The organism is Spongiactinospora sp. 9N601, from assembly GCF_044326295.1.
GTDB classification, from domain to species: domain Bacteria; phylum Actinomycetota; class Actinomycetes; order Streptosporangiales; family Streptosporangiaceae; genus Spongiactinospora; species Spongiactinospora gelatinilytica.
Genome location: NZ_JBIRBB010000013.1, coordinates 13,797 through 35,676 on the forward strand (window position 1 = coordinate 13,797; position 21,880 = coordinate 35,676).

Annotated in this window: 21 protein-coding genes; 8 read left to right on the plus strand and 13 right to left on the minus strand. The window is 70.7% G+C overall.

All coding sequences use genetic code 11. The annotated features are described in order from the left end of the window. Nucleotides 1-12: 12 nt before the first annotated feature. The 3 genes from ACH34R_RS28620 to ACH34R_RS28630 all read right to left on the minus strand — a co-directional run bounded on the left by ACH34R_RS28620 (nucleotide 13) and on the right by ACH34R_RS28630 (nucleotide 3,749). Nucleotides 13-1,230 carry an acetyl-CoA C-acetyltransferase gene (locus ACH34R_RS28620; protein WP_397564633.1) on the minus strand — a complete coding sequence of 406 codons (1,218 nt, stop codon included), beginning with the start codon at nucleotides 1,228-1,230 and terminating at the stop codon, nucleotides 13-15. A 117-nt stretch (nucleotides 1,231-1,347) separates the two neighbouring features. Next, entirely contained in the window at nucleotides 1,348-2,715 is a 1,368-nt protein-coding gene (locus ACH34R_RS28625) for a hypothetical protein (protein WP_397564634.1), read from the minus strand. 50 nt (nucleotides 2,716-2,765) lie between these two features. Further along, nucleotides 2,766-3,749, minus strand: coding sequence for an SGNH/GDSL hydrolase family protein (locus ACH34R_RS28630; RefSeq protein ID WP_397564635.1), 984 nt, complete (start codon nucleotides 3,747-3,749; stop codon nucleotides 2,766-2,768). A 160-nt stretch (nucleotides 3,750-3,909) separates the two neighbouring features. Between ACH34R_RS28630 and ACH34R_RS28635 the strand changes: the two genes are divergently transcribed. Further along, nucleotides 3,910-5,280, plus strand: a complete 1,371-nt coding sequence (locus ACH34R_RS28635; RefSeq protein WP_397564636.1) for a cystathionine beta-synthase — start codon at nucleotides 3,910-3,912, stop codon at nucleotides 5,278-5,280. On the opposite strand, the gene ACH34R_RS28640 is transcribed toward ACH34R_RS28635, so the two are convergent. Beyond that, a complete protein-coding gene (locus ACH34R_RS28640) occupies nucleotides 5,277-6,437 on the minus strand; it encodes a sensor histidine kinase (RefSeq protein WP_397564637.1) in 1,161 nt (386 codons plus the stop codon). The two genes, ACH34R_RS28635 and ACH34R_RS28640, sit on opposite strands and share 4 nt — an antisense overlap. Before the next feature lie 214 nt (nucleotides 6,438-6,651). On the opposite strand from ACH34R_RS28640, the gene ACH34R_RS28645 reads away from it, so the two are divergent. Both ACH34R_RS28645 and ACH34R_RS28650 read left to right on the plus strand, forming a co-directional pair. Next, a complete protein-coding gene (locus ACH34R_RS28645) occupies nucleotides 6,652-7,284 on the plus strand; it encodes an NYN domain-containing protein (RefSeq protein WP_397564638.1) in 633 nt (210 codons plus the stop codon). 36 nt (nucleotides 7,285-7,320) lie between these two features. Further along, a complete protein-coding gene (locus ACH34R_RS28650) occupies nucleotides 7,321-8,457 on the plus strand; it encodes a cystathionine gamma-synthase (RefSeq protein WP_397564639.1) in 1,137 nt (378 codons plus the stop codon). Between the two features lie 7 nt (nucleotides 8,458-8,464). Here ACH34R_RS28650 and ACH34R_RS28655 read toward each other — a convergent pair whose 3' ends face one another. Both ACH34R_RS28655 and ACH34R_RS28660 read right to left on the minus strand, forming a co-directional pair. Then, nucleotides 8,465-8,893, minus strand: a complete 429-nt coding sequence (locus ACH34R_RS28655; RefSeq protein WP_397564640.1) for a hypothetical protein — start codon at nucleotides 8,891-8,893, stop codon at nucleotides 8,465-8,467. Nucleotides 8,894-8,939: 46 nt separating this feature from the next. Continuing rightward, nucleotides 8,940-9,083 carry a hypothetical protein gene (locus tag ACH34R_RS28660; RefSeq protein WP_397564641.1) on the minus strand — a complete coding sequence of 48 codons (144 nt, stop codon included), beginning with the start codon at nucleotides 9,081-9,083 and terminating at the stop codon, nucleotides 8,940-8,942. A gap of 258 nt (nucleotides 9,084-9,341) precedes the next feature. Here ACH34R_RS28660 and ACH34R_RS28665 point away from each other — a divergent pair, with 258 nt between their 5' ends. Then, on the plus strand, nucleotides 9,342-9,779 hold the full coding sequence (locus ACH34R_RS28665; RefSeq protein ID WP_397564642.1) for a DUF6292 family protein: 438 nt from the start codon (nucleotides 9,342-9,344) through the stop codon (nucleotides 9,777-9,779). Nucleotides 9,780-9,783: 4 nt separating this feature from the next. On the opposite strand, the gene ACH34R_RS28670 is transcribed toward ACH34R_RS28665, so the two are convergent. Further along, on the minus strand, nucleotides 9,784-11,730 hold the full coding sequence (locus ACH34R_RS28670; RefSeq protein WP_397564643.1) for a hypothetical protein: 1,947 nt from the start codon (nucleotides 11,728-11,730) through the stop codon (nucleotides 9,784-9,786). A gap of 43 nt (nucleotides 11,731-11,773) precedes the next feature. Further along, a complete protein-coding gene (locus ACH34R_RS28675; RefSeq protein WP_397564644.1) occupies nucleotides 11,774-13,183 on the minus strand; it encodes a sigma 54-interacting transcriptional regulator in 1,410 nt (469 codons plus the stop codon). A 189-nt stretch (nucleotides 13,184-13,372) separates the two neighbouring features. On the opposite strand from ACH34R_RS28675, the gene ACH34R_RS28680 reads away from it, so the two are divergent. Then, nucleotides 13,373-14,566, plus strand: a complete 1,194-nt coding sequence (locus ACH34R_RS28680; RefSeq protein WP_397564645.1) for an FIST N-terminal domain-containing protein — start codon at nucleotides 13,373-13,375, stop codon at nucleotides 14,564-14,566. A 635-nt stretch (nucleotides 14,567-15,201) separates the two neighbouring features. On the opposite strand, the gene ACH34R_RS28685 is transcribed toward ACH34R_RS28680, so the two are convergent. Then, the gene (locus ACH34R_RS28685) at nucleotides 15,202-15,672 is read right to left on the minus strand and encodes an NUDIX domain-containing protein (RefSeq protein WP_397564646.1); all 471 of its coding nucleotides are present in this window, start codon (nucleotides 15,670-15,672) and stop codon (nucleotides 15,202-15,204) included. A 3-nt stretch (nucleotides 15,673-15,675) separates the two neighbouring features. Then, the gene (locus ACH34R_RS28690; RefSeq protein ID WP_397564647.1) at nucleotides 15,676-16,155 is read right to left on the minus strand and encodes a DUF5919 domain-containing protein; all 480 of its coding nucleotides are present in this window, start codon (nucleotides 16,153-16,155) and stop codon (nucleotides 15,676-15,678) included. A gap of 609 nt (nucleotides 16,156-16,764) precedes the next feature. Between ACH34R_RS28690 and ACH34R_RS28695 the strand changes: the two genes are divergently transcribed. Further along, the gene (locus tag ACH34R_RS28695; protein ID WP_397564648.1) at nucleotides 16,765-17,349 is read left to right on the plus strand and encodes a hypothetical protein; all 585 of its coding nucleotides are present in this window, start codon (nucleotides 16,765-16,767) and stop codon (nucleotides 17,347-17,349) included. Between the two features lie 70 nt (nucleotides 17,350-17,419). Here ACH34R_RS28695 and ACH34R_RS28700 read toward each other — a convergent pair whose 3' ends face one another. Beyond that, entirely contained in the window at nucleotides 17,420-18,001 is a 582-nt protein-coding gene (locus ACH34R_RS28700) for a hypothetical protein (protein WP_397564649.1), read from the minus strand. Beyond that, nucleotides 17,998-18,582, minus strand: coding sequence for an RNA polymerase sigma factor (locus ACH34R_RS28705; protein ID WP_397564650.1), 585 nt, complete (start codon nucleotides 18,580-18,582; stop codon nucleotides 17,998-18,000). Before ACH34R_RS28705 ends, ACH34R_RS28700 begins: the two co-directional genes overlap by 4 nt. Nucleotides 18,583-18,712: 130 nt before the next feature. On the opposite strand from ACH34R_RS28705, the gene ACH34R_RS28710 reads away from it, so the two are divergent. Together ACH34R_RS28710 and ilvA are read left to right on the plus strand one after the other, a co-directional pair. Continuing rightward, a complete protein-coding gene (locus tag ACH34R_RS28710) occupies nucleotides 18,713-18,856 on the plus strand; it encodes a hypothetical protein (protein WP_397564651.1) in 144 nt (47 codons plus the stop codon). Between the two features lie 313 nt (nucleotides 18,857-19,169). Further along, entirely contained in the window at nucleotides 19,170-20,384 is a 1,215-nt protein-coding gene (gene ilvA, locus ACH34R_RS28715; RefSeq protein ID WP_397564652.1) for a threonine ammonia-lyase, read from the plus strand. Between the two features lie 23 nt (nucleotides 20,385-20,407). On the opposite strand, the gene ACH34R_RS28720 is transcribed toward ilvA, so the two are convergent. After that, complete coding sequence (locus ACH34R_RS28720) at nucleotides 20,408-21,850, minus strand: M1 family metallopeptidase (RefSeq protein ID WP_397564653.1); 1,443 nt, start codon at nucleotides 21,848-21,850, stop codon at nucleotides 20,408-20,410. Nucleotides 21,851-21,880 lie beyond the last annotated feature (30 nt).

Below are 21,880 nucleotides of genomic sequence, written 5' to 3' on the forward strand. Positions count from 1 at the left end.
AGGATCATCCCACTAGGACAGCCGCTCCAGGATCATCGCCATGCCCTGGCCGCCGCCCACGCACATCGTCTCCAGGCCGATCGTCTTGTCGTGGAAGCGCAGGCCGCTGATCAGGGTCGAGGTGATCCGGGCCCCGGTCATGCCGAACGGGTGGCCCACCGCGATGGCCCCGCCGTTGACGTTGAGCCGGTCGAGGTCGATCCCCAGCTCCCGGTAGGACGGGATGACCTGCGCCGCGAACGCCTCGTTGAGCTCCACCAGATCGACGTCGTCGATCGCCATCCCGGCCTTGGCCAGCGCCTTGCGGGAGGCTTCGACCGGGCCCAGGCCCATGATCTCCGGCGACAGCCCGGTCAGGCCGGTGGAGACGATCCTGGCCAGCGGGGTGATGCCCAGTTCGGCCGCCTTGGTGTCGCTCATCACGACCACCGCCGCCGCGCCGTCGTTCAGCGGGCAGCAGTTGCCCGCCGTCACCGTGCCGTCCGGGCGGAAGGACGGCTTGAGCGTGGCCACCTTCTCGTACGTCGTGCCGGGCCGCGGCCCGTCGTCCTTGCTCACGACCTCGCCGGAGGGCAGCGTCGCCGGGGTGATGTCGCTCTCCCAGAACCCGTTCGCCAGCGCCTTCTCGGCGAGGTTCTGGGAGCGGACGCCGAACTCGTCCTGCTCCTCGCGGGTGATGCCCTTGAGCTGGGCGACGTTCTCCGCGGTCTGCCCCATGGCGATGTAGATGTCCGGCACCTGGTCGTCCTCGCGCGGGTCGGACCAGGTCAGCCCGCCCTGCGCGAACTTGGCGGTACGCGCGCTCGCCTCCTCGAAGACCGGGTTGTGGGTGTCCGGCAGCGAGTCGGAGTTGCCCTTGGTGAACCGTGACACGCACTCCACGCCCGCCGAGACGAACACGTCGCCCTCGCCGGCCTTGATGGCGTGGAAGGCCATCCGGGTGGTCTGGAGCGAGGAGGCGCAGTAGCGGGTCAGCGTGGTGCCGGGCACGCCGTCCAGGCCCAGCAGGGTGCTCACCACCCTCGCCATGTTGAACCCCTGCTCGCCGCCGGGCAGCCCGCAGCCGAGCAGCAGGTCGTCGATCTGGGCCGGGTCCAGCTCCGGGACCTTGGCCAGGGCGGCCGTGACCATCTGCGCGGTGAGGTCGTCCGGGCGGATGCCGGTGAGCGATCCCTTGAAGGCGCGGCCGATGGGCGAGCGTGCGGTGGCGACGATGACTGCCTCGGGCATGGGGCTCTCCTGGTGTGGTTCGGCGCTCTGATCCGGAGATTACCTCGCAAGTCCGTGGTCGTCCCGGCCGGGGGGCCGGTGAACAGAACTTTGTACTGCGGGGCTCGGATGGCGCGCTCAGCCGTACATTCCGGGGGCGGACACCGCGCCGTCCTTGATGCCGTGCAGCGCGCCGCGCTCGTCGCGCCACAGCCGCCAGCCGTCCTGGCTGCCGGTGAACCACGGCGGCGGCGCGGCCTGGCCCTCCGCGCGTTTGCCGGTGCCGAGGTCGTACTCGCACAGGGCGGCCACGGAGTAGAACCCCGGCGGCTGGCCCTTGATCGGCAGCGGCTTGGGGTCGGTCACGCAGAACGACCAGGCGCGCTGCTTCTCCTGCTTGGCGGCGCGGCCGGTGGCCAGCTCGTAGGCGGCGCCCTGCGCGCCGTGCTTGAGGAAGCCGATGCGGTCCATTCGCGGCGGGAAGGCCAGCCACCAGCCCGACCCGGGGGCGTCGCCCACGCCGACCTGGCCGAGCACCCGCCCGGTCGCCGGATCGAGCCGGGCGAAACCGCCGTAGCGGCCCTGGTCGTCCACCGGGCGCACGATCGGGGCGAAGCCGGGGTTGCCGCTCGGATAGACGCGTACGACGCTGGGGCGCATCCAGTTGATCGAGCCGTCCTCCAGCCGGACGGAGAAGAGGCCGAAGGCGGAGACCTTCCGCTTGCGCGAGTCAGGGTAGGGGGCGATATATCCGACCAGGTCGTCTTGTGCGGCCCCGAAGGCCCATCCGCCCGACATGTCCACTCCCTCGCCCAGCGCCCGCTCCACCGGCTGCTGCCAGATGACCTTCCTGGACTTCAGGTCGTAGCTCTCCAGCACCGGATGGCGGGCCAGCCGCAGCAGCACCACCCGCGTGGCGTCGGACCACTCCACCTCCGCGATGCCCGGCAGCTTCCACAGGGTCCTGCCGGTCGCCGGGTCGAGCATCACCGTGCGCGCCCCGGCCGTCGCGGTGTGCTCGGTCAGGCACAGGTACGGGCCGCAGCTCTGCGGCCCGAACGACGAGTGGACCGGGCGGCTCCAGCGCGGGCCGCCGGTGCGCGCGTCGCGCGCCACCAGCGTGGCGTGCCACCTGCCCTTCTTGGCGGCCGGGTCCAGCGACGCCACCACCGTCTCGCCCTTGCCGGTGGTGACGGCGGCGGGCGGGGCCACGCCCATGCCGGGCAGCCGGCCCGCCATCGTGGCCGGGGCCGTCCACAGCCGCCGCCCGGTGGCGAGTTCGGCGGTGAAGGTCTCCATGCCGCCGTCGGGCCGCAACGCGGTGGCGGCCAGCACCCCTCCTGCGGTGACGATCCGGCTCACCGCGTTGACCTGGCCGTTGGACCAGGTGGGGGCGGCCTGGGTGGCGGCGTCGCTGCCGGTGCAGCCGGCGAGGGCCAGCACGCCCGCGAGCGCGGCGGCGGGTCCCCTGCGACGGTGGGCGGGGCGGGGGCGGATCACGGGCATTCACTCCTAGAGGCGGGGAGTGACGGCCCTGGGGCGGAGTGTGAGCGAGGTCAGGCATCGTCGGGCAGGGCGGTCGCCCGTCTGCGAAGAAACCTGACCCGCCGTCGCTGTGGCGCGGCCGTACGGCCGGCGACGTCGGTACCGGTGACCTCGGTGCCTGACTCCTCCGCGGCCAGGGCCGCCGCAAGGTAGATCGACTTCGATCTCGCGCCACGCTCGGGCTCGGGCTCGGGCCAGAGCCCCAGCGCGGTGCATACAGACGGTAGCACCGCGTAAGCAGCCTGTTGGTAACCTCTGGCAGATGGGTGATATCGATCGGGTCCGAACATCTCGCGGGGGTTTGTCGCGAATTCCGGTCCCAGCAGGTCCGCGAACGCCACCGTACGCCCGCCCGCCTCGACCACCGCGACCGTCTGCGCGGCGGCCAGCTCCCGGCACCAGCGCCGGGTGATCCAGCGCAGCGGCTGCGCGATCGGCCGGACCGTGCCCAGGTCCGGGCAGGTCCCGACGACCACCTCTGCCCCCGCGCCGGTCAGCCGCCGCACCGCCTTGCTCAGATGTGCCACGGCCTGCGCGGGCCGGGTCTGGGTGGTGACGTCGTTGGCCCCGATGAAGATGACCGCGATGTCGGGGCGCGTCGCGATGGCCTGGTCCACCTGCCCGTCGAGGTGGACGGACTCGGCTCCGGACATACCGGCCACCGTCAGTCGTACCGGGCGCTCGGCCACCGCGGCCAGGCCGTTCGCCAAGATCGCGCCCGGGGTCTCCGCCGGGTCGTCCAGCCCGAGCCCCACCGAGGTCGAGTCGCCCAGCATGACCAGGCCGATCGGCTCCCCTGGACCCTCGCCGTAGATCCCGTCGGCGGGCGGGCCCTCCTCGGCCACCGGCCGCCCTACCAGCCTGCGCGCCAGCAGCCCCTCGGCCACCAGCAGGCCGTAGGTGACCGCCCCCACCGCGGTCAGCCCGCCCCCGCCGAACGCCGCCGCCGTCGCGATCCGCCGCGCCGCCCGCGCGACCCCCGGAGTCCAGATCACGCCGCCCCCTCGTACCGATGACCACATACGTACTGGTCTTTCTCGGTTCTTCCTCGGAGAACGGCAAGGAGACGCGCCTCGATCATCCTTCTTTTCGTGCTGGTCACGGTAGCTTTGGGAAGGAGACAAGCGCTTTCGTGGGCAAAGGTGGTTTCGAGCGGTGCGCGTACATGACTCGCTGATCGAACTGATGGGGGACACCCCCCTCGTCCGGCTGCACAACGTGGCGGCCGGAGTGCCCACGCAGGTGCTGGCCAAGGTGGAGTACTTCAACCCGGGCGGTTCGGTCAAGGACCGCATCGCGCTGCGCATGGTCGAGGCGGCCGAGCGCTCTGGAGCGCTCCGGCCCGGCGGCACGATCGTGGAGCCCACCTCGGGCAACACCGGTGTCGGGCTGGCCATCGTCGCGCAGCGCAAGGGCTACCGCTGCCTGTTCGTGGTGCCCGACAAGGTGGCCCAGGACAAGGTCGCGGTACTGCGCGCCTACGGCGCCGAGGTGGTGGTCTGCCCGACCGCCGTCTCCCCCGACCACCCCGACTCCTACTACTCCGTCTCCGACCGCCTGGCCCGCGAGACGCCGAACGCCTGGAAGCCCGACCAGTACTCCAACCCGGAGAATCCGGCCAGCCACTACCACTCGACCGGGCCGGAGATCTGGGAACAGACCGAGGGCCGGATCACCCACTTCGTGGCCGGCATCGGCACCGGCGGCACGATCAGCGGCGCGGGCAGCTACCTCAAGGACGTCTCCGGCGGCCGGGTCAAGGTCATCGGGGCCGACCCCGAGGGATCGGTCTACTCCGGCGGGTCCGGCCGCCCGTACCTGGTGGAGGGCGTCGGCGAGGACATCTGGCCGGCCACCTACGACACCGGCGTGTGCGACGAGGTGATCGCGGTCGCGGACCGCGACTCCTTCGGCATGACCAGGCGGCTGGCCCGCGAGGAGGCCCTGCTGGTCGGCGGCTCGTGCGGGATGGCCGTGGTCGCGGCGCTGCGGGTGGCCGCCGCCGGAGGCCCGGACGACGTGGTCGTGGTGCTCCTGCCGGACGGCGGGCGCGGCTACCTGTCCAAGATCTTCAATGACGACTGGATGGCCGACTACGGCTTCCTTTCCACCTCGGCCGGCGAAGGCGCGGTCCGCGACGTGCTGAGCCGCAAGTCCGGGCAACTGCCGCAGTTCGTGCACACCCACCCGCACGAGTCGGTGGGCACGGCGATCGAGATCATGCGCGAGTACGGGGTGTCACAGCTTCCGGTGATGAAGGAGGAGCCGCCGGTCATGGCGGCCGAGGTGGTCGGCTCCATCGTGGAGCGCGAGCTGCTGGACGCCCTCTACCACGGCCGGGTACACGCCTCCGACCCGCTCGCCGGGCACATGTCCGCGCCGCTGCCGATGATCGGCGCGGGCGAGCCGGTCTCCATCGCGGTGGCCGCCCTGGAGAAGGCCGACGCGGCCGTGGTCCTCGACGACGGCAAGCCGGTCGGCATGCTCACCCGCCAGGACATCCTGACCTTCCTCACCAATCACTAGGCCGCCGCGGCGGGGAGCTGGGCGATGACCTCCCAGGCCCCGTCGGGCGCGCGGCCGGCGAACAGCCGGCCGCCCAGCGCCTCGACCCGCTCGCCCATGCCCACCAGCCCGAACCCGCCGCCCAGCCGCAGCGTGCGGGCCTCGCCGGGCGGGCTCTCGTTGCGCACCCGCATCCACAGCCAGCCCTGCACCAGGCGCAGGTCGATCTCCACCCAGCCGGCGTGCGGCGCATGCCGCCTGACGTTGGTCAGCGACTCCTGGAGCACCCGGTGGAGGGTCGTCCACGTCTCCTGCGGCAGCACGGCCTCGCTCACCCCGCGCCCCACCTCGAAGACCGCCTTCGTCCGGCCGCCGATGTTGAAGCGTTCCACCAGGACGCGTAGGTCGGCGAGCGCCACGCCCGGCGTCCGGGAGGCGTCGTCCTGTGCCCGCAGCACGCTGACCAGGCGGCGCATCGAGGTCAGTGCGTCGGCCCCGGCGGTGGCGATGGCGTCCAGGGCGGGCACGACCGCCTCCGGCTTCTGCTCGGCGACCGTGCGGGCGGCCTGGGCCTGCACGACGATGCCGGTGATGTGGTGCGCGACCAGGTCGTGCAGTTCCCTGGCGAGTTCGAGGCGCTCGGCCCGCCGTACGGCGTGCGTGGCCTGCTCCCGGCGGTCGCGCTGGAACCGCAGATAGGCCCCGGTGCCCGCGGCGAACGACCAGGCCATCAGGCTGAGCAGGCCGATGGCCAGCGCCGCGACCTCCTCCGACCGGGTGCCCGACGCGACCACCAGCACGATCATGGACCCGAGCGCCAGCAGCACGGCCCGGCCGATCGGCTCCACCCAGCGCAACGCCCCGACCGTCAGGAACAGGATCGCCCACCCCTCGGCCATGCCGATGTACTGCTCCGAGCCCACCGGCCCGAGGGCGCCGATCAGGATCGACGACAGCAGCGACAGCCCCAGCAGCGCCGCCAGCGACTGCATCCGCCACCGGGCCCGCGTCAGCACCGCGACGAACCCGGCCACCCCGCACACGAACGGCAACAGCGCGACCGGGCGTTGGGCGAGCGCCATCCCGAGATCGCCGATGAGCAGCAGGCACATCCAGCCGATCAACGCGATCCGGCCGAGCCTCCTGCCCCAGTAGACGAGCCGATTGGTGTCACCCACGGCATCGAGCCTAAGGGGGCCCGCCACCGGCCCGTATCAGCCGTTCGGCCGAATGGCGTGTGCGTAAAGTAGCCACTCGATCGCGCATTGTGAGTTACGATCGGGATGCGGTTCGAACAAAGGCTCGAAAAAAGAGACGGCCCTCAAAAGAGGGCCGTCGGGCCAAGGACGTCAATCCCTGACCGGGATGACTTCAGAATAGGTCAGGTCCCCCATGAAGCACAACCAGAATCCCAAGTCAGAGGCGGTTGCCGCCTACATTGACGGGTTCAATCTCTATCACGGCATTCGTCCATATGGCCGTCGCCATCTGTGGCTCGACCTGGAGGCGATGACGCGCCGGCTGCTCCGGCCGCACCAGCGGCTCGCCTCTGTTCGCTACTTCACCGCGCCGATCAGAAACGACCCGGCCGCACAGACTCGGCAGAACGCCTACCTGGGCGCGTTGCAGGCGCACACTTCCGTGGAGATCGTGCTCGGCCGGTTCCAGGAGCGGCATCGGCAGTGCCGTGCCTGTGGTGCGACCTGGCGCACCTATGAGGAGAAGGAATCCGATGTCGCCATCGCCCTGGCGATGATCGAAGACGCGGTGCAGGGAGGCTATGACAAGATTCTGCTCGTGTCCGGGGACAGCGATTTCTGCGCGGCCATCCGTGCGGTCCGCCGGGTGAATCCGGCGGTGGGAGTGATCGTCGTCTTTCCTCCGGGCAGACGTTCGGACGTGCTGGGGCGCGCCGCGCACGGGCGGTTCTTCCTGGGCATCGACACCATCAGAAAGTCCCAGCTACCACCATTGGTTCCCGGACCTGCCGGGCTGACCTATACGCGGCCGAAGAGCTGGAGTTGACCGTTGTGCGGCGGGGCGGGAGGGTACGGTGGCCGCATGGGCAATGGATTCGAGACGCTGGCCATCCACGCTGGTCAAGAGCCTGACCCGGCCACGGGTGCGGTCGTGCCGCCGATTTACGCCACCTCCACCTACAAGCAGGACGGCGTCGGCGGCCTGCGTTCGGGATATGAGTACAGCAGGTCGGCCAACCCCACGCGGGCCGCGCTGGAGGAGTGCATCGCGGCGCTGGAGGGCGGCGTGCGCGGGCTGGCGTTCGCGTCCGGGCTGGCCGCGGAGGACACGCTGCTGCGCGCGGTGTGCCGGCCGGGCGATCACGTACTGATCCCGCACGACGCCTACGGCGGCACGTTCCGGCTGTTCGCCAAGGTGCTCGACGGGTGGGGGCTGGCGTTCGACCCGGTGCCGCTTTCCGACGTGGCGGCCGTGCGGGCGGCGGTCACCCCGAAGACCAAGGTCATCTGGGTGGAGACCCCGACCAACCCGCTGCTGAGCGTCGCCGACATCGCCGCGCTGGCCGAGGTGGCGCACGAGGCCGGGGCGCTGCTGGTGGTGGACAACACGTTCGCCTCGCCCTACCTTCAGCAGCCGCTCGCGCTCGGGGCCGACGTGGTGGTCCACTCGACCACGAAGTACGTCGGCGGGCACTCCGACGTGGTGGGCGGCGCGCTGGTGGTCGCCGACCGGGAGCTGGGCGAGAAGCTGACCTACCACCAGAACGCGATGGGCGCGGTGGCCGGGCCGTTCGACGCCTGGCTGACGCTGCGCGGCATCAAGACGCTGGCCGTGCGCATGGAACGGCACTGCGACAACGCCGAGCGGGTGGTCGAGCTGCTGACCGCGCACCCCAAGGTGACCCGCGTGCTCTACCCGGGCCTGCCCGGACACCCCGGCCACGAGATCGCCGCCAAGCAGATGCGGCGGTTCGGCGGCATGGTGTCCTTCCAGGTCGCGGGGGGTGAGGAGGAGGCCGTGCGGATCTGCGGCCGGACCCGCCTGTTCACCCTCGGTGAGTCGCTGGGTGGCGTCGAGTCGCTGATCGAGCACCCGGGCCGGATGACGCACGCCTCGGTCGCCGGGTCGCCGCTGGAGGTGCCGGGCGACCTGGTCCGGCTGTCCGTGGGCATCGAGTCGATCGACGACCTGCTGGCCGACCTCACCCGGGCTTTCTAACAGCGTTTCAGAACCACACCATCAGCACCAGGATCACCAGGAACAGCAGGGCGACGATGCCGGCCAGGGCGGCGACCCTGCCGGACTGCACCTTGGCGTCGTCGGCCGGGCTCTCGCTCGACAGCACCTGGATCGCGGTGCTCTGGTCACGGTCGATGATGACCAGCAGCACCGCGGCCACGATGAAGAGCGTCATGGAGATCGAGAGGTACGGCTTGCCGAGCGTGCCACCGCCCATCGTCACGCCCAGGATCAGCCCGAACAGGAAGACCCCCAGCGCCAGCACGCCGAAGACGCGGGTGCTGCGGTGGAGATAGCGCAGGACGTTGACGTCCTTTGCGCGGATGTAACGCGGTGTGGCGCTCGTCACCGCGACCACCGGACCGATCGCGAAGATCGCGAAGGCGATGTGCAACCAAAGCAGCAGCGTACCCATAGGCCAGAAGACTAGCCTCCCGGTGATCGCACCGGGAGGTTCGTCCTCACCCCGCCGGCGGCGCGTCGCGGCCTTCCGCGGTGACGACCTCGTCTCCCGCCTCCGGGCGGCAGCGGGAGAGGGCGCCGAGACAGAACTCATAGGCCACGCACGCGACGACCATCAACACGATCAGTACGACGGCGATCATTCCGCTCACCCCTTTCCGACTCGCCGGGCCCCCTGCCGGGGACGTCGCCCGCACCGATGTCACGACTCGCGGCCGGACAATTCGCCGCGTTCCAGAGCCGGGCGTGACTCCAGAAGAGGTCGTGTCTCGGATGCGTCGATTACCGCCCCCCGCTCACCCCTTGCTGAGTAGGATTCCCTACGGGCTCGGCCCCTGGCGGACGCGGGCGGGCCACACTTGGGTCACCTTTCCGATGGTTACTTAGGTCACTTTTCCCCGATGGTTCCGCCATGGCACAAGGAGGTGCCGCTCGTGGCGGTCAGGCATGTGGAGCCGTACACCGACGAGTGGCGGCGGCAGCCCGGCTTCTATCTCAGGCGCGTCGTCGAGGCGCTCGGCGACGCGGTGGACGACTGGTGGGAGGCGGACCCGAGCGGCGGCGGGCCGCGCGCGGCGACGCTCCGGCTCACCGACGGCACGCGGTTGCAGTGGGACGAAGAGAGCGGCTGGCGGCATCTGCGCCCCGGCGAGCCGGTCGCCCGCTACCTGTGCGGGGGCGTGCTGCCCCGGCCCGAGCGGGTCCCGGGCGCGCTGGCCGACGCGCGGGCGGGCGGCGGCGGGAGTACGGCGTGGCGGCCCTGCTACCGCTCCCACCACCATCAGCGCGACGGCTTCGACCTCGCGCTCGCCGACTACGCCACCCTGCAGAACGCCTGAGCGGCTAGCGCCGGGCGCGCCTGCTGCGCAGGAAGTCGCTGACGACGTACTCCCCGAGCCGGTCGGCGCTCGCCGAGAACACCCGCCCGCCGTTGCGCCGGGCGACCTCGTCCACGAACTCCTTCAGGCGTTCGTCGGCGGCCAGCATGAACACGTTGAGCGTGGCCCTGCGCCGGGTCATCTTGTCCACCTCGGCCAGGGTCAGCTCCAGCGTCTCGGCCGACGGCGGCCACTCGAACGCGTAGCGCCCGTTGCGCCGGAGGTGCGCGGTCGGCTCGCCGTCGGTGACCACCAGCACCACCGGCTCGAAGTCGGGGTGCCGGTCCAGGTGGCGGCCCGCGATCAGCAGCGCGTGGTGCAGGTTGGTGCCCTGGACCATGTCCCATTCCAGCCCGGCCAGCTCGTCGGGCTGGAGCACCCTGGCGTAGTTGGAGAACCCGACGATCTGCACCGCGTCCTGGGGGAACTTGGACGCGACCAGCGCCTGTAGGGCCAGCGCGGTCTGTTTGGCCGCCGCCCAGGTGCCGCGCAGCGCCATCGAGTAGGACAGGTCCACCAGCAGGCAGACGGCCGCCGCGCTGCGGCGTTCGGTCTCGGTGACCTCGAAGTCGTCGACGGTCAGCCGCACCGGGGAGCCCCCGCCCCGCCGTACGCCGTTGACCACGGTGCGGACCACGTCGAGCGGCTGCTCGTCGCCGAAATGCCAGGCGCGCGATGAGCCGGTCGGCTCGCCCGCCGCGCCCGCGTCGCGCTGGTCGTGGTCGCCGCGGCGGCCCGCGTCGAGCGAGGAGAAGACCCGGCGCAGCGCCGTCTCGCCCAGCCGGCGCACCGCCTTGGGGGTGAGTTCCAGCTTGCCGCGCTGGCGGCGCAGGTAGCCCTGCTGCTCCAGCTCGCGTTCGATCCGGCGCAGGGCCGCGAGGTCGTCCACCGCGGAACGGCCGAGCGCTCGCCGGATCGCCGCCTCGTCGATGTCGTCGAGCCGGGCCCCGGGGTAGTCCTGGCGGAGCGCGGCTTCGAGCCGGCTCAGGTCGGCCAGCTCGGTCAGCGCGCTGACCGCGTCGCCCATGCCCATCGGGTCCTCCCCGGAGAACCGCTCCGGGGTGTTCCACGGCAGGTCGGGACGGCGGGCGTAGAGGGCGTCGCCGAGCCTGCGCATCTCTTCGGCGAGCCCGGCCGACTCCAGCGTCTGGCTGATCAGCGCGGCCAGCTCCTCGCGCTGCTGCGGGGTCATCGAGGCCAGCATCCGCTGCGCCGCGGCGGCCCGGCGGGCCAGCGTGTCGACCAGTTCCTCCAGGTTGCGGGGGCGCTCGGGGAACATGTCCCCGAACTCCTCCATGAACCGGTCGTAATCAGCCTGGGTGTGCTCGCCGCGGGCGTCGCGGTCCAGCATGTCGTTCAGTGCCGACATCATCCGCCGGACGCGTTCCATGGCCTGCGGGTCGGGGTCGGCCAGCGCGTCCCGCATGCCCGCGAAGCGGCTGTCCAGCACCTCGCGGCGGAGCAGGTCGCGCAGCTCGTCGTACGTCTGCCGGGCCGCCGCCGAACGCCACTGGTAGTCGCGCAGCGCCTGGATGGCGCTCGCGGTGTCGTCGGGCAGCGCGTCCAGCTCGGCCTCGCGCATCCGGGCCTCGTCGGCCGGGTCGGGGAACAGCTCCGCCCGCTCCTGGCCGATCGCCTTGTCCAGCAGCGCCCTGGCGCGTTCCAGGGTGCCGTCCAGCCGGCCGCTCTCGCGGAGTTCGTTTCTGCGCCGCCGTACCTCGCGCAGCAGGTCGTCGAGCCCGCGCCGGTCGGGCGCGCCCGGCAGCCCGCGCTTCAGCAGGTCGCGCAGCGCGTGCAGGGGCGTGGAACCGGACAGGATCGCGTCGCCCATCTCGTCGAGCGCGGCCCGCACGTCATACGGCGGCGCCAGTGGGTCCGGCCCGTCGTTGTACTGCCCATACCGGTAGTTCATCCCATGCCCCCTGAAGGTCGGCTGATCCCTCTGCAGGACGGCGTCAGGTGCGGTAGATCGCGTTGCCCTCGGTGACGTCCTTGGACAGGCGGCGCATCAGGAAGAGCCCTTCGAGCGCGAACTCCAGCGCAGCCGCGGCGTGTCCCGGGGACTCCTCGCCCTCGCCCATGCCCAGCTTGGACATGATCTTGGCCAGGCCCTCCACCGGCCCGATCCGGCGCAGCAGCTCGCCCGCCTGGATCAGCTCGCCGGACTCCACCTGCGCGCCGTCGTCGAACTTCGCCAGCAGCGCGCTGAGGTCCATGCCGCCCAGAGTGCCGCGGAAGGTCTCCGCGGTGGCCCTGCGCAGCAGGTGGGTCAGCACGTCGGTCTCCCGGCCCTCCTCGCTGACCTCGAACTCGACCTTCCCGCGCAGCGTGTGGACGACCGAGGGCAGGTCGCACACGCGGGTGACCGCGTGCTCCTCGCCGGTCAGCGCCGCCCGTCGTACGGCGGAGGCGGCGGCGGACTCGGCCGCGGCGATGGAGAACCGGGCCGACACCCCCGAACGCGAATCGACCGCGGTGGACTCGCGGACCAGCCGGGTGAACCGGGCGATCACCTCGACCAGGTGGTCGGGCAGCTCGGCGTCCAGCTCGGACCAGCCGAGCGTGGCCTCCTGGCGGATCAGCCGCAGCTCGGTGTCGAGGTCGAGCGGATAGTGGGTGCGGACCTCCGCGCCGAAGCGGTCCTTCAGCGGGGTGATGATGCGCCCGCGGTTGGTGTAGTCCTCGGGGTTGGCGCTCGCGATGAGCAGGATGTCGAGCGGCAGCCGCAGGTTGTACCCGCGGACCTGGATGTCGCGCTCCTCCAGCACGTTGAGCAGCGAGACCTGGATGCGCTCGGCCAGGTCGGGCAGCTCGTTGACGGAGAACACGCCGCGGTTGCTGCGCGGCACCAGCCCGTAGTGGACCGTCTCCGGGTCGCCGAGGGTGCGGCCCTCGGCGATCTTGATCGGGTCGACGTCGCCGATGAGGTCGCCGACCGAGGTGTCGGGGGTGGCGAGCTTCTCGCCGTAGCGCTCGTCCCGGTGCTTCCAGGCGATGGGCAGATCCTCACCCGCCTCCGCGGCCAGCCTGCGGCAGCGCACGCACGACGGCGCGTAGGGATGGTCGTTGATCTCGCACCCGGCGACGATCGGGGTCCACTCGTCGAGCAGGCCGGTCACGGTACGGATCAGGCGGGTCTTGCCCTGGCCGCGCTCGCCCAGCAGGACCAGGTCGTGCCCGGCCAGCAGGGCGCGCTCCAGATGCGGCAGCACCGTGTCGTCGAAGCCGACGATGCCGGGGAACCGATCCTCGCCGGCCCGCAGCCGGGCCAGGAGGTTCGCACGGATCTCCGCCTTCACCGTGCGGTGAATATGGCCGCTCTGGCGCAGCTCACGCAGAGTGTGGAGCTCTGGGTTTTGATGCACGGGTTCGAGACTACGTCCCTGGAGGGGGGTGCGGCAGCCCGATCGGCCTACTTGGTGCGGCCACACCCCCGCTGAGCGGGGGTTTGAGCATCGATATGGGGATTGGCACGCGTGCTTGTCGATTCAGTGGGGAGAATCGGGCCAAGGGGACAGTTCCTGTCATTGCCGGTAGTTGAGGAGGCGAGTCCGGTGGCACTGCTGACGAGCCGCTTCGCCGACGGCCTCGCTGTCGGGCCCGACCTGGAGGAGGCCGCGGAGGCGGCGATTGGCCAGGCTCTGTCCGGCCTGAGCGCGCCGGCCGAGCTCGTCTGCTTCTTCATCTGCGGCGAGGAGCCGGAGGACGTCGCCAGGGCCGGGCACCGCGCCATGCGGATGGCCCCCGGCGCGCACGTCATCGGGTGCAGCGCCACCGGCGTGATCGGCGACGCCAGGGGCGTGGAGCTGAACCCCGCGGTGAGCGCCTGGGCCGCGACCCTCGACGGGGCGCGGGTCACGCCGTTCGCGCTGGAGACGCTGCGGACGGACGACAAGTTCGTGGTGGTCGGCCTGCCCGAACGCGTCCACGACGACCGGGTGGCGGTCATCCTGGCCGACCCGTACAGCTTCCCGACGGACGCGTTCGTCGAACGCTCCGGCGAAGTACTCGGCGACCTGCCGCTGATCGGCGGGCTGGCCAACGGGATGCGGGGGCGGGGGTCGGTACGGCTGTTCGCCGACGGCGAGGTGTACGACGAGGGGGCCATCGGGATCATCCTCGGCGGGCCGATCGCGGTGAGCACCGTCGTCAGCCAGGGCTGCCGGCCCATCGGCCCGACCATGGTCGTCACCCGCGCGGAGGACAACCTGCTGCTCGAACTGGCCGGGCAGCCCGCGCTGGGGCGGCTGGAGGACATCGTCAGCGGGCTGGAGGAGGACGAACGCGAACTCGTCGCCTCCGGGCTGCAGATCGGCGTGGCCATGGACGAGTACGCCGAACGGCACGAGCGGGGGGACTTCCTGATCCGGGGCGTGCTGGGCATCGACCCGGAACGCGAGGCGGTGGCCATCGGCGACGTGCTCGACATCGGCCGGACCGTGCGCTTCCAGGTCCGCGACGCGCGTACGGCGGACGAGGACCTGTACGAACTGCTGGACGCGCACCGGCAGGAGCACGGGAGCGTGGACGGGGCGCTGCTGTTCTCGTGCAACGGGCGGGGGTCGTCGATGTTCGGCAGCGCCGACCATGATCCCATCGCGGTCCGCGACACGCTGGGGCCGATCGGCGTGGCGGGCTTCTTCGCGGCGGGCGAGGTGGGGCCGGTGAGCGGCCAGAACCACGTCCACGGCTTCACGGCCTCCCTCCTGGTCTTCTCCACCCCCGGCGACCCCGCCTACGACCTCTGACCCCCTGCCCTTCGCCCGCCGGGCTTGCCTTACAAGGCCCCCGCCGCCCAATGGCCTTCGCTTCGCTCAGCCATATTTCCTAGGTCGGGCTTCGCCCGACGCCGCGCTCTCGCGCGATGGACCTCGCTGACGCTCCGCCTGCTTCTTCCAGGGCCGGGCTTCGCCCGTCGTACGGCGGGGCCCGGTAGACGCCGCCCCGCCGTGCTCGGTTGCGCCCTGTCCCCGGCGTTTCGCATGTGCCCTGGTCGCCCGCCGTACCGAGCACCGCCTGAAAAGGGCCCTTCCCAGGCCACCGCGCCGTCTTGTGCTGTCTCGCCGTTACCCACCCGCCGCCCCCACCGCCCCTCCGGGGCGATGCCCCCCGCCTCCGGCGACCCCACCGCGCTCCGCGCGCCCAATGGCCTTCGCTTCGCTCAGCCGTGTTCCCTCGGCCGGGCTTCGCCCGACCTCCGCGCTCCCGCGCAACGGCCCTCGCATTCGCTCGGACGCTTTCCCCATGCCGGGCTCCGCCCGGCGTACGGCAAGGCCCGGTAAACGCCGCCCCGCCGTGCTCGCTCCAGCTCTTGCGCCCGGCATTTCGCGCGTGTCGTGGTACCGCGCCGTCCCAGCACCCGCTACTACACGGCCCGTCACGATCAGCCGATGTACGGCTGGTCCCTGCTTTCCACGAAGTGCCTGAGCCTCAACCGCTGCGTCGGGTGCATCGGCAACGCGTCAAGCTCCGCGCCCGATACCCACCGAAGCTCCGTGGACTCGCCGCTGATTGTCATTTCCCCGCCCACGATCCTGCCGGTGAGGCAGACATTGAACTGCCGCCGTACTTCACCGTCGCTGTAGGCGATGATGTGTCGGGCATCGGTGTAGAGGCCGACCATGCCCGAGATCTCCACGTCATAGCCGGTCTCCTCCTTCACCTCCCTCCGACCGGCCTCGGGTACAGACTCTGTGAGGTCCATGCCGCCCCCGGGCAGGGCCCACAGGCCATTGTCTGTCCGCCGTTGCAGCAACACGCGCCCCTGCTCGTCCGTGATGGCCACAGAGACGCCCACGACAAGACTGTTCGGCTGAGGCGCGTCCGGATCGCCGTAGTACTCGGTGCGTGTCACAGGTCAGGTGCTCCTCACGGGCCGGGACTGCTCCCACACGGTCTCGAAGCTTTCAGCGTAGACATCGAAGAGGCCGCCATCGCCGACGCGGCGAAGATGGTAGAGGGGAGCGCCGTAAGCGTTCATTCCGAACACGTGGGCGTTCACGATCATCTGATCGTCGCCAATGAACAACGAGTTGTACAGCGTGGTTTCGTGGAGGTGTATCTCGGCGCCGGAGGAATCCGCTAAAGGCAGATAGTGCATGAGTGCCACGCGACAACGGGTTTCGATGCCGTGACCGTACTTCTCCTCGCGGCCTCTGGCGGCTATCACCGGTGATTTCGGGTCGCCGAGAAGGATTCGAACCCGGCAACCTTCCCCTCGTTTGCTTGCGAGTAGCTCGTTGAAATCGGGCCATGTTTCGTGGAGGAACACGGCAGCATAGGCAAGAATGCCGATGCGCTCCTGCGCCCGCTCGAACAGCGTACGCCACAGTTCCAAGGGTGCAGCGGCCCGCGTGGGAAAGGCCGAGACCAGTCCCTGTTTCCGTATTGCCGCTTTCGTCCGTGCTCGATCGCGGGCCACAGGTAGACCAGGTCTTCACGCAGTACGATCGCCGCTCTGCGCGCGATCGACGGATGGGGTGTCCGGCCGGTGCTCACCCAACGTTCGGCCGTCTTCGGGTCGACGCCGACAGCCTCTGCCAACTGATGAGCACTAAGGCCCGCGGCGGCTAACGCGGAACGTAACCGCTCGTTCGCTGCCATGGGACGTTTATACCGTCCAGAGACGTCCTCTGGGGCGTCCCAAGTGAAGTTTTGTCGTCCCTTTCCACCGATGAGGCTGGGACGTATGCCGGATGAGGAACACGTCCCTGACCTTCCATGGGTCGCGAATTCCACCACAAGGGGTTCGGAGCCCGCGCTATACGACAAAAGCCATAAGTCGGGAGAGGGCATGGAAGATGACACTCCAGGCTGCCGGATCCCTTTTGCTGACGGTCAAGAACGCGGCTCGCACGCTACGGCTGGCAGAGGTCTCCAAGTGGCCTCCCAAGCACGCTCAGCCGGGCACACCAGGGACGCGGCCACACCGCTGCGTGTTCCGTATGTGATCGCCTGGTCCGGCGAAGCCGTCGAGCACCGCCTGTTGTTCGCCGAGCGGCACCTCTCCAGGGACATCCGGCTCGCCTACCCCGATCCAAGGCCGGACGATTGGGCGTGCGGGATACTCCGCGCCCGCTCTCGCCAGGACCGTCGAGGTCAACCGCTGTGGCGGATGCTGAATGTCAGACGTCAATGGCTGGCCATGCTGGGCGGCCTGTGCCAGGTCTGTGGGATGACCGGCAGAGATCCACTGACAGGACGCGTGTGGTGGGTGATCACCGAGACCGCGTTCCGCGCGATGAGTCGAGACAGCGGTCTCACCAACGCCCCACCGACCTGCCTGGCCTGCATTCCCGAGTCGCTGGCCCACTGTCCCCGGCTTCGAAAATCCTCGGCGGTCTACACCGTCACCAGAGCCGAACCGGTAGGAGTCCTGGCGGACACCTTCACCCCTGGTCCGGAAGGCACCGCCATTCACACCGGTCACAATGTCTACGTCGGATTCGACGAATTCGCTATGCATACGAGCTGTCTCGCCCTCCAACTGGTCGTCCGGCTGGAGGGCATGCGCCGAGAACCGATCTCTTGAGGCGCCGACTCGCCGCGTCACGCGAAGTACGTGACGGGCCCTCGATGCCACGATAGTGGTGATCAGTGGTTCAGTGGTTCAGTGGGGCGCCTGGGGTGTCGATGAGGGTGCAGGCTGCCACGGGGCCCTCGGCGACTCTGGCCCAGATACCGGCGACCCGTACGCCGTCCTCCTCATCGGAGACGCTGAACTCCAGCACGCCCGTCTGCCCCTGCCTGATCACCTTCGGGTCGATGACGAACGAGGTCTCGTGCCCCTGGGGCGGCGGGAACACCGACAGTGCCGCCTCCTCCTTGCTCAGGAAGTGAGCCGCGCGGGGTTCCGGGCCGCACTTCTTGCCCCTTGGGACGTAGTCGACCACCACGTTCGCGCCCAGGGCCCGCAGGTCGGCCTGGAGCCGGTCGGGGTCCTTGGCCTCGTTGATGGTGATGTCGATCAGGCCGCCGGGCAGTTCGGTCACCGCGTGGGCGGGGGTACCGATCATCAGCGGCACGGCCACGGCCACGGCGGCCACAAAGGCCCCCAGCGGGGCGAGCAGCTTGAAGCGGGGCCGCACAGTGGCGCGCGGCGTCTTGGCGATCTCGGTCATCACGAACTCCTTGAGCAGTCGGTGATGGCCCGCGGGAAGATCGCGGTCGGCCGGCATGTTCATCGCATCTCCTCCTTGGCAGGGCCTCGGTCACCTACTACCTGTCGGGACGCGGGTGGCGGTTCCCCGGGAAAGCCGGCGAGCTTCTTGCGGGCCCTGGACAGCCGGGACCTGACCGTGCCCACCGGAATGCCCAGCGCCTCCGCCGCCTCCGCGTAGCCGAGCCCGGACCAGACGCACAGCGCGAAGACGTCCTGCTCCTGCTTGCGCAGCCGGCCGTACGCCTGCCTGACGGCCGCCAGCCGTTCGGCGTCGTCGATGCGCCCGATCACCTCCTCGGCGAAGTCGGGTACGCGTTCACCCCTGGGGAGGCGGGCCAGCGCGTCGTCGTGCCGCCGGGCCGCCCTCCGGGTGTTGCGCGCGACGTTGGTCGCGATGCCGAGCAGCCAGGGGCGCAGCGATCCCCCCTCGGGGTCGATCCTGGTTCTCAGCCGCCAGCCCTCCAGGAACGTCAGCGCCGTGACGTCCTCGGCCTCGCTCCAGTCGGCGGTCAGGCGGTAGGCGTGGTTGTAGACGGCCTTGGCGTACTCGTCGAAGAGTCGCGCGAAGGCCGCCTGATCCCCATCACGGATCCGGGCACGCATCGACATGTCCACACTTCGGTACTGTCCGCTCCGACCGCAAGGTTCCCGACCCGCCGGTGGGGAGGCGGGATTCGCCCGCGACCCAGGTGTAGAAGCGGTCCCGGGGCAGGGGCGCCTGCCGGCCGAGCCGATGACCGGCCACCTCCAGGCCGGCATGGCGCGCACTCGCCGCCACCAGGCCGAGGAGCCGCCCGGCGGCATCGAGGCGACCATGCGCGTCCCGGTGTGGGCGGCCATCGAGAACCACCTCGACGACCCCGGCTCCTGCGTGTGATGATCGAGCACGCCCCGCGCACCCCGGAGCCGGTCCAGAGGGTCCAGGAGTACCACAACGAGGACGTCGCCTACGCGCGGGCCCTTCCTGCGCGGGCACCTGGAGGTCCGGGTCGGCGACGTCGATCTCGCCGCCCGGATCATCGTCACCACGATCGAGCTGGTCGTCCACCTGATCACCGCGGCGCACGGCTCGGCCGAGCAGCCCATCGACCCGGCCCGCTTCGAGGACGAACCGGTCGCGATGTTCACCCGCTACCTGACGGCCGCCCCGCCCGCCGTGGCCCCCGTCAGCGACATGGGACACTGACGGTATGACCGACCCGCAGGTGACGTATGACGACGTTGTCGCCGCCAGGGAGTTGCTGGCCGATGTCGTGGTGGAGACACCGGTGTTGCACTCGCGCATCCTGTCCGAGGCGGTCGGGGGCCCGGTCCACCTGAAGTGTGAGAACCTCCAGCGGGCCGGGTCGTTCAAGGTGCGCGGGGCGTATGTGCGGATCGCGCGGCTGACCGACGAGGAGAAGGCCAGGGGAGTGGTCGCGGCCAGCGCCGGCAACCACGCCCAGGGGGTGGCGCTCGGGGCCGGGCTGGTCGGGGCCAAGTCCACCGTCTACATGCCCGAGGGCGCGCCGCTGCCCAAGGTGGCCGCCACCCGCGCCTACGGGGCCGACGTCGTGTTCGCCGGGCAGACCGTCGATGTGGCGCTGGAGGCGGCCAGGGAGCACGCGGAGCAGACCGGCGCGGTGTTCATCCACCCTTTCGACCACCCCGACGTGGTGGCCGGGCAGGGCACCATCGGGCTGGAGATCATCGAGCAACTGCCCGAGGTCGGCACGATCGTGGTGCCGGTCGGCGGCGGGGGGCTGGCCGCCGGGATGGCGCTGGCGGTCAAGTCGCTGCGGCCCGGGGTGCGGATCGTGGGGGTGCAGGCCGAGCGGGCCGCCGCGTTCCCGGCCTCGCTGGCCGCCGGGCGGCCGGTGATGGTCGAGCCCTCGCCCACGGTGGCCGACGGGATCGCCGTCGGCCGGCCCGGTGACCTGCCCTTCGAGCTGATCCATTACCTGGTGGACAGCGTGGTGACGGTCACCGAGGAGGAGCTGTCCCAGGCGCTGGTGCTGATGCTGGAACGCGGCAAGCTGGTCGTCGAGCCCGCCGGCGTGGCCGGGGTGGCGGCGCTGCTGGCCCGGCCGCACGCCTTCGAGCCGCCCGTGGTCGCCCTGCTGTCCGGCGGCAACATCGACCCGCTGCTGCTGGCCAAGGTACTCCGGCACGGCCTGGCCGCCGCCGGCCGGTACCTGGCCTTCCGGATCCGCCTGGCCGACCGTCCGGGCGCGCTGGCCACCCTGCTGGGCAGGCTGGCCGAGCTCGGCGCCAACGTGCTCGACGTGGTACACGAGCGGGTCGGCGTGCGTCTGCACCTGGACGAGGTCGAGGTGCTGCTGCAACTGGAGACCAAGGGCCCGGGCCACTGCGAGGAGGTACTGGGCGCGCTGCGCCGGGACGGCTACAAGCTGATCTTCGGCTGAGTCACCAACGAGTCACCAATGCGTCACCAACTGGCAGGCCGCTGCGGGGTGAACAGCCACGCCTGGAACAGCCCGTCGAGCTGCTTGCCCGACCGCTCCTCCGCCATCGCGATGAACTCGTCGGTGGTCACCGCGCCGTACTTGTACCGTGCGGTGTAGGCGCGCAGCAGGTCGAAGAACGTCTTGTCGCCGATCCGCTGCCGCAGCGCGTGCAGCGTCATCCCGCCGCGCGTGTAGACCGAGTTGTTGAACAGGTCGTCCGGCCTGGCCTTGCCCGGAGGGTACTCCCACATCGGGCTCTCCAGGCTGCCGTAGTGGCGCTGGAAGATCTGCTCGGCGGTCTCCTCGCCCTTGTGCTCCGACCACAGCCACTCGGCGTAGGTGGCGAACCCCTCGTTCAGCCACAGCTCCTGCCAGCGCTTGATGCTCAGGCTGTTGCCGAACCACTGGTGGGCCAGCTCGTGCGCGATGATCCCCTCGTCGGGGTCGAACCCCCCGTACATCGGCTTGGTCTGGTTCTCCAGCGCGTAACCGGCCGCGTAGTCGTCCACGACGCCGCCCGTCGAACCGAACGGATAGGGCCCGAACACCGTGCTCCAGTAGTCGGTGATCTTCCCGGAGAGCGTGTAGAGGTCGTTCAGGGCGGAGGCGTACTTGGGGTCGGCGGCGGCCAGGTTGGGCAGGCCCGCCGCGGTACGGCCCTCGCGTAGCTGGAACTTGCCCAGCGTCATCGTGGCCAGGTAGGTGACCATCGGGTGCCGCTCCCGCCACACGAACGTGGTCTTGCCGCCGGACTCCCGCGGCCGGCCCGCCATCTCGCCGTTGGCCAGCGCGGTCACGCCCTTGGGCACGGTGATCTCGAAGTCGAAGGTGGCCTTGTCGGCCGGGTGGTCGTTGGCCGGGAACCACGTCTTCGCGCCGTTGGGCTGGCAGGTCACGAACGCGCCGTCGGCGGTCGGGATGAACCCGTAGACGCCCAGGTTGTCGGCGTCGCGGATCGGCTCGGGCCGCCCGCCGTACGCCACCCGGACCGCGAACGGCCGGCCCGCCGCCAGCGTCTGCGCGGGGGTGACGGTCAGCTCGTGGCCCTCCCTGCTGAAGGCCGCGGGCGCGCCGTCCACCTTGATCGTGCGCACGTCGAGCCCGGTCAGGTCGAGGTTGAACCGCGAGAGGTCCTGGAGGGCCGTGGCGTCGATGGACGCCACGGCGTCCAGCCGCTTGGCGGCGGGCTCGTAGCCGAGCTTCAGCCGGTAGTGCCGGACGTCGTAGCCGCCGTTGCCGTCCTTGGGGAAGTCGGGGTCGCCGATGCCGGCCGCCCCCGCCGTGCCCGGGGCGGTCGACGCCGGCTTGGAACTCGGCCCCGCCCCGCCGTCCCCGCTTTCGCCGCTGGAGGCCGTGCAGGCGGTGGAGGCGATCAGGCTGATAATCGTCGTGGACGCCAGAGCGAGCCGGCCGATGTCGCGCATGGACCTCTTTTCCCGGGTGCCGATGGCCCG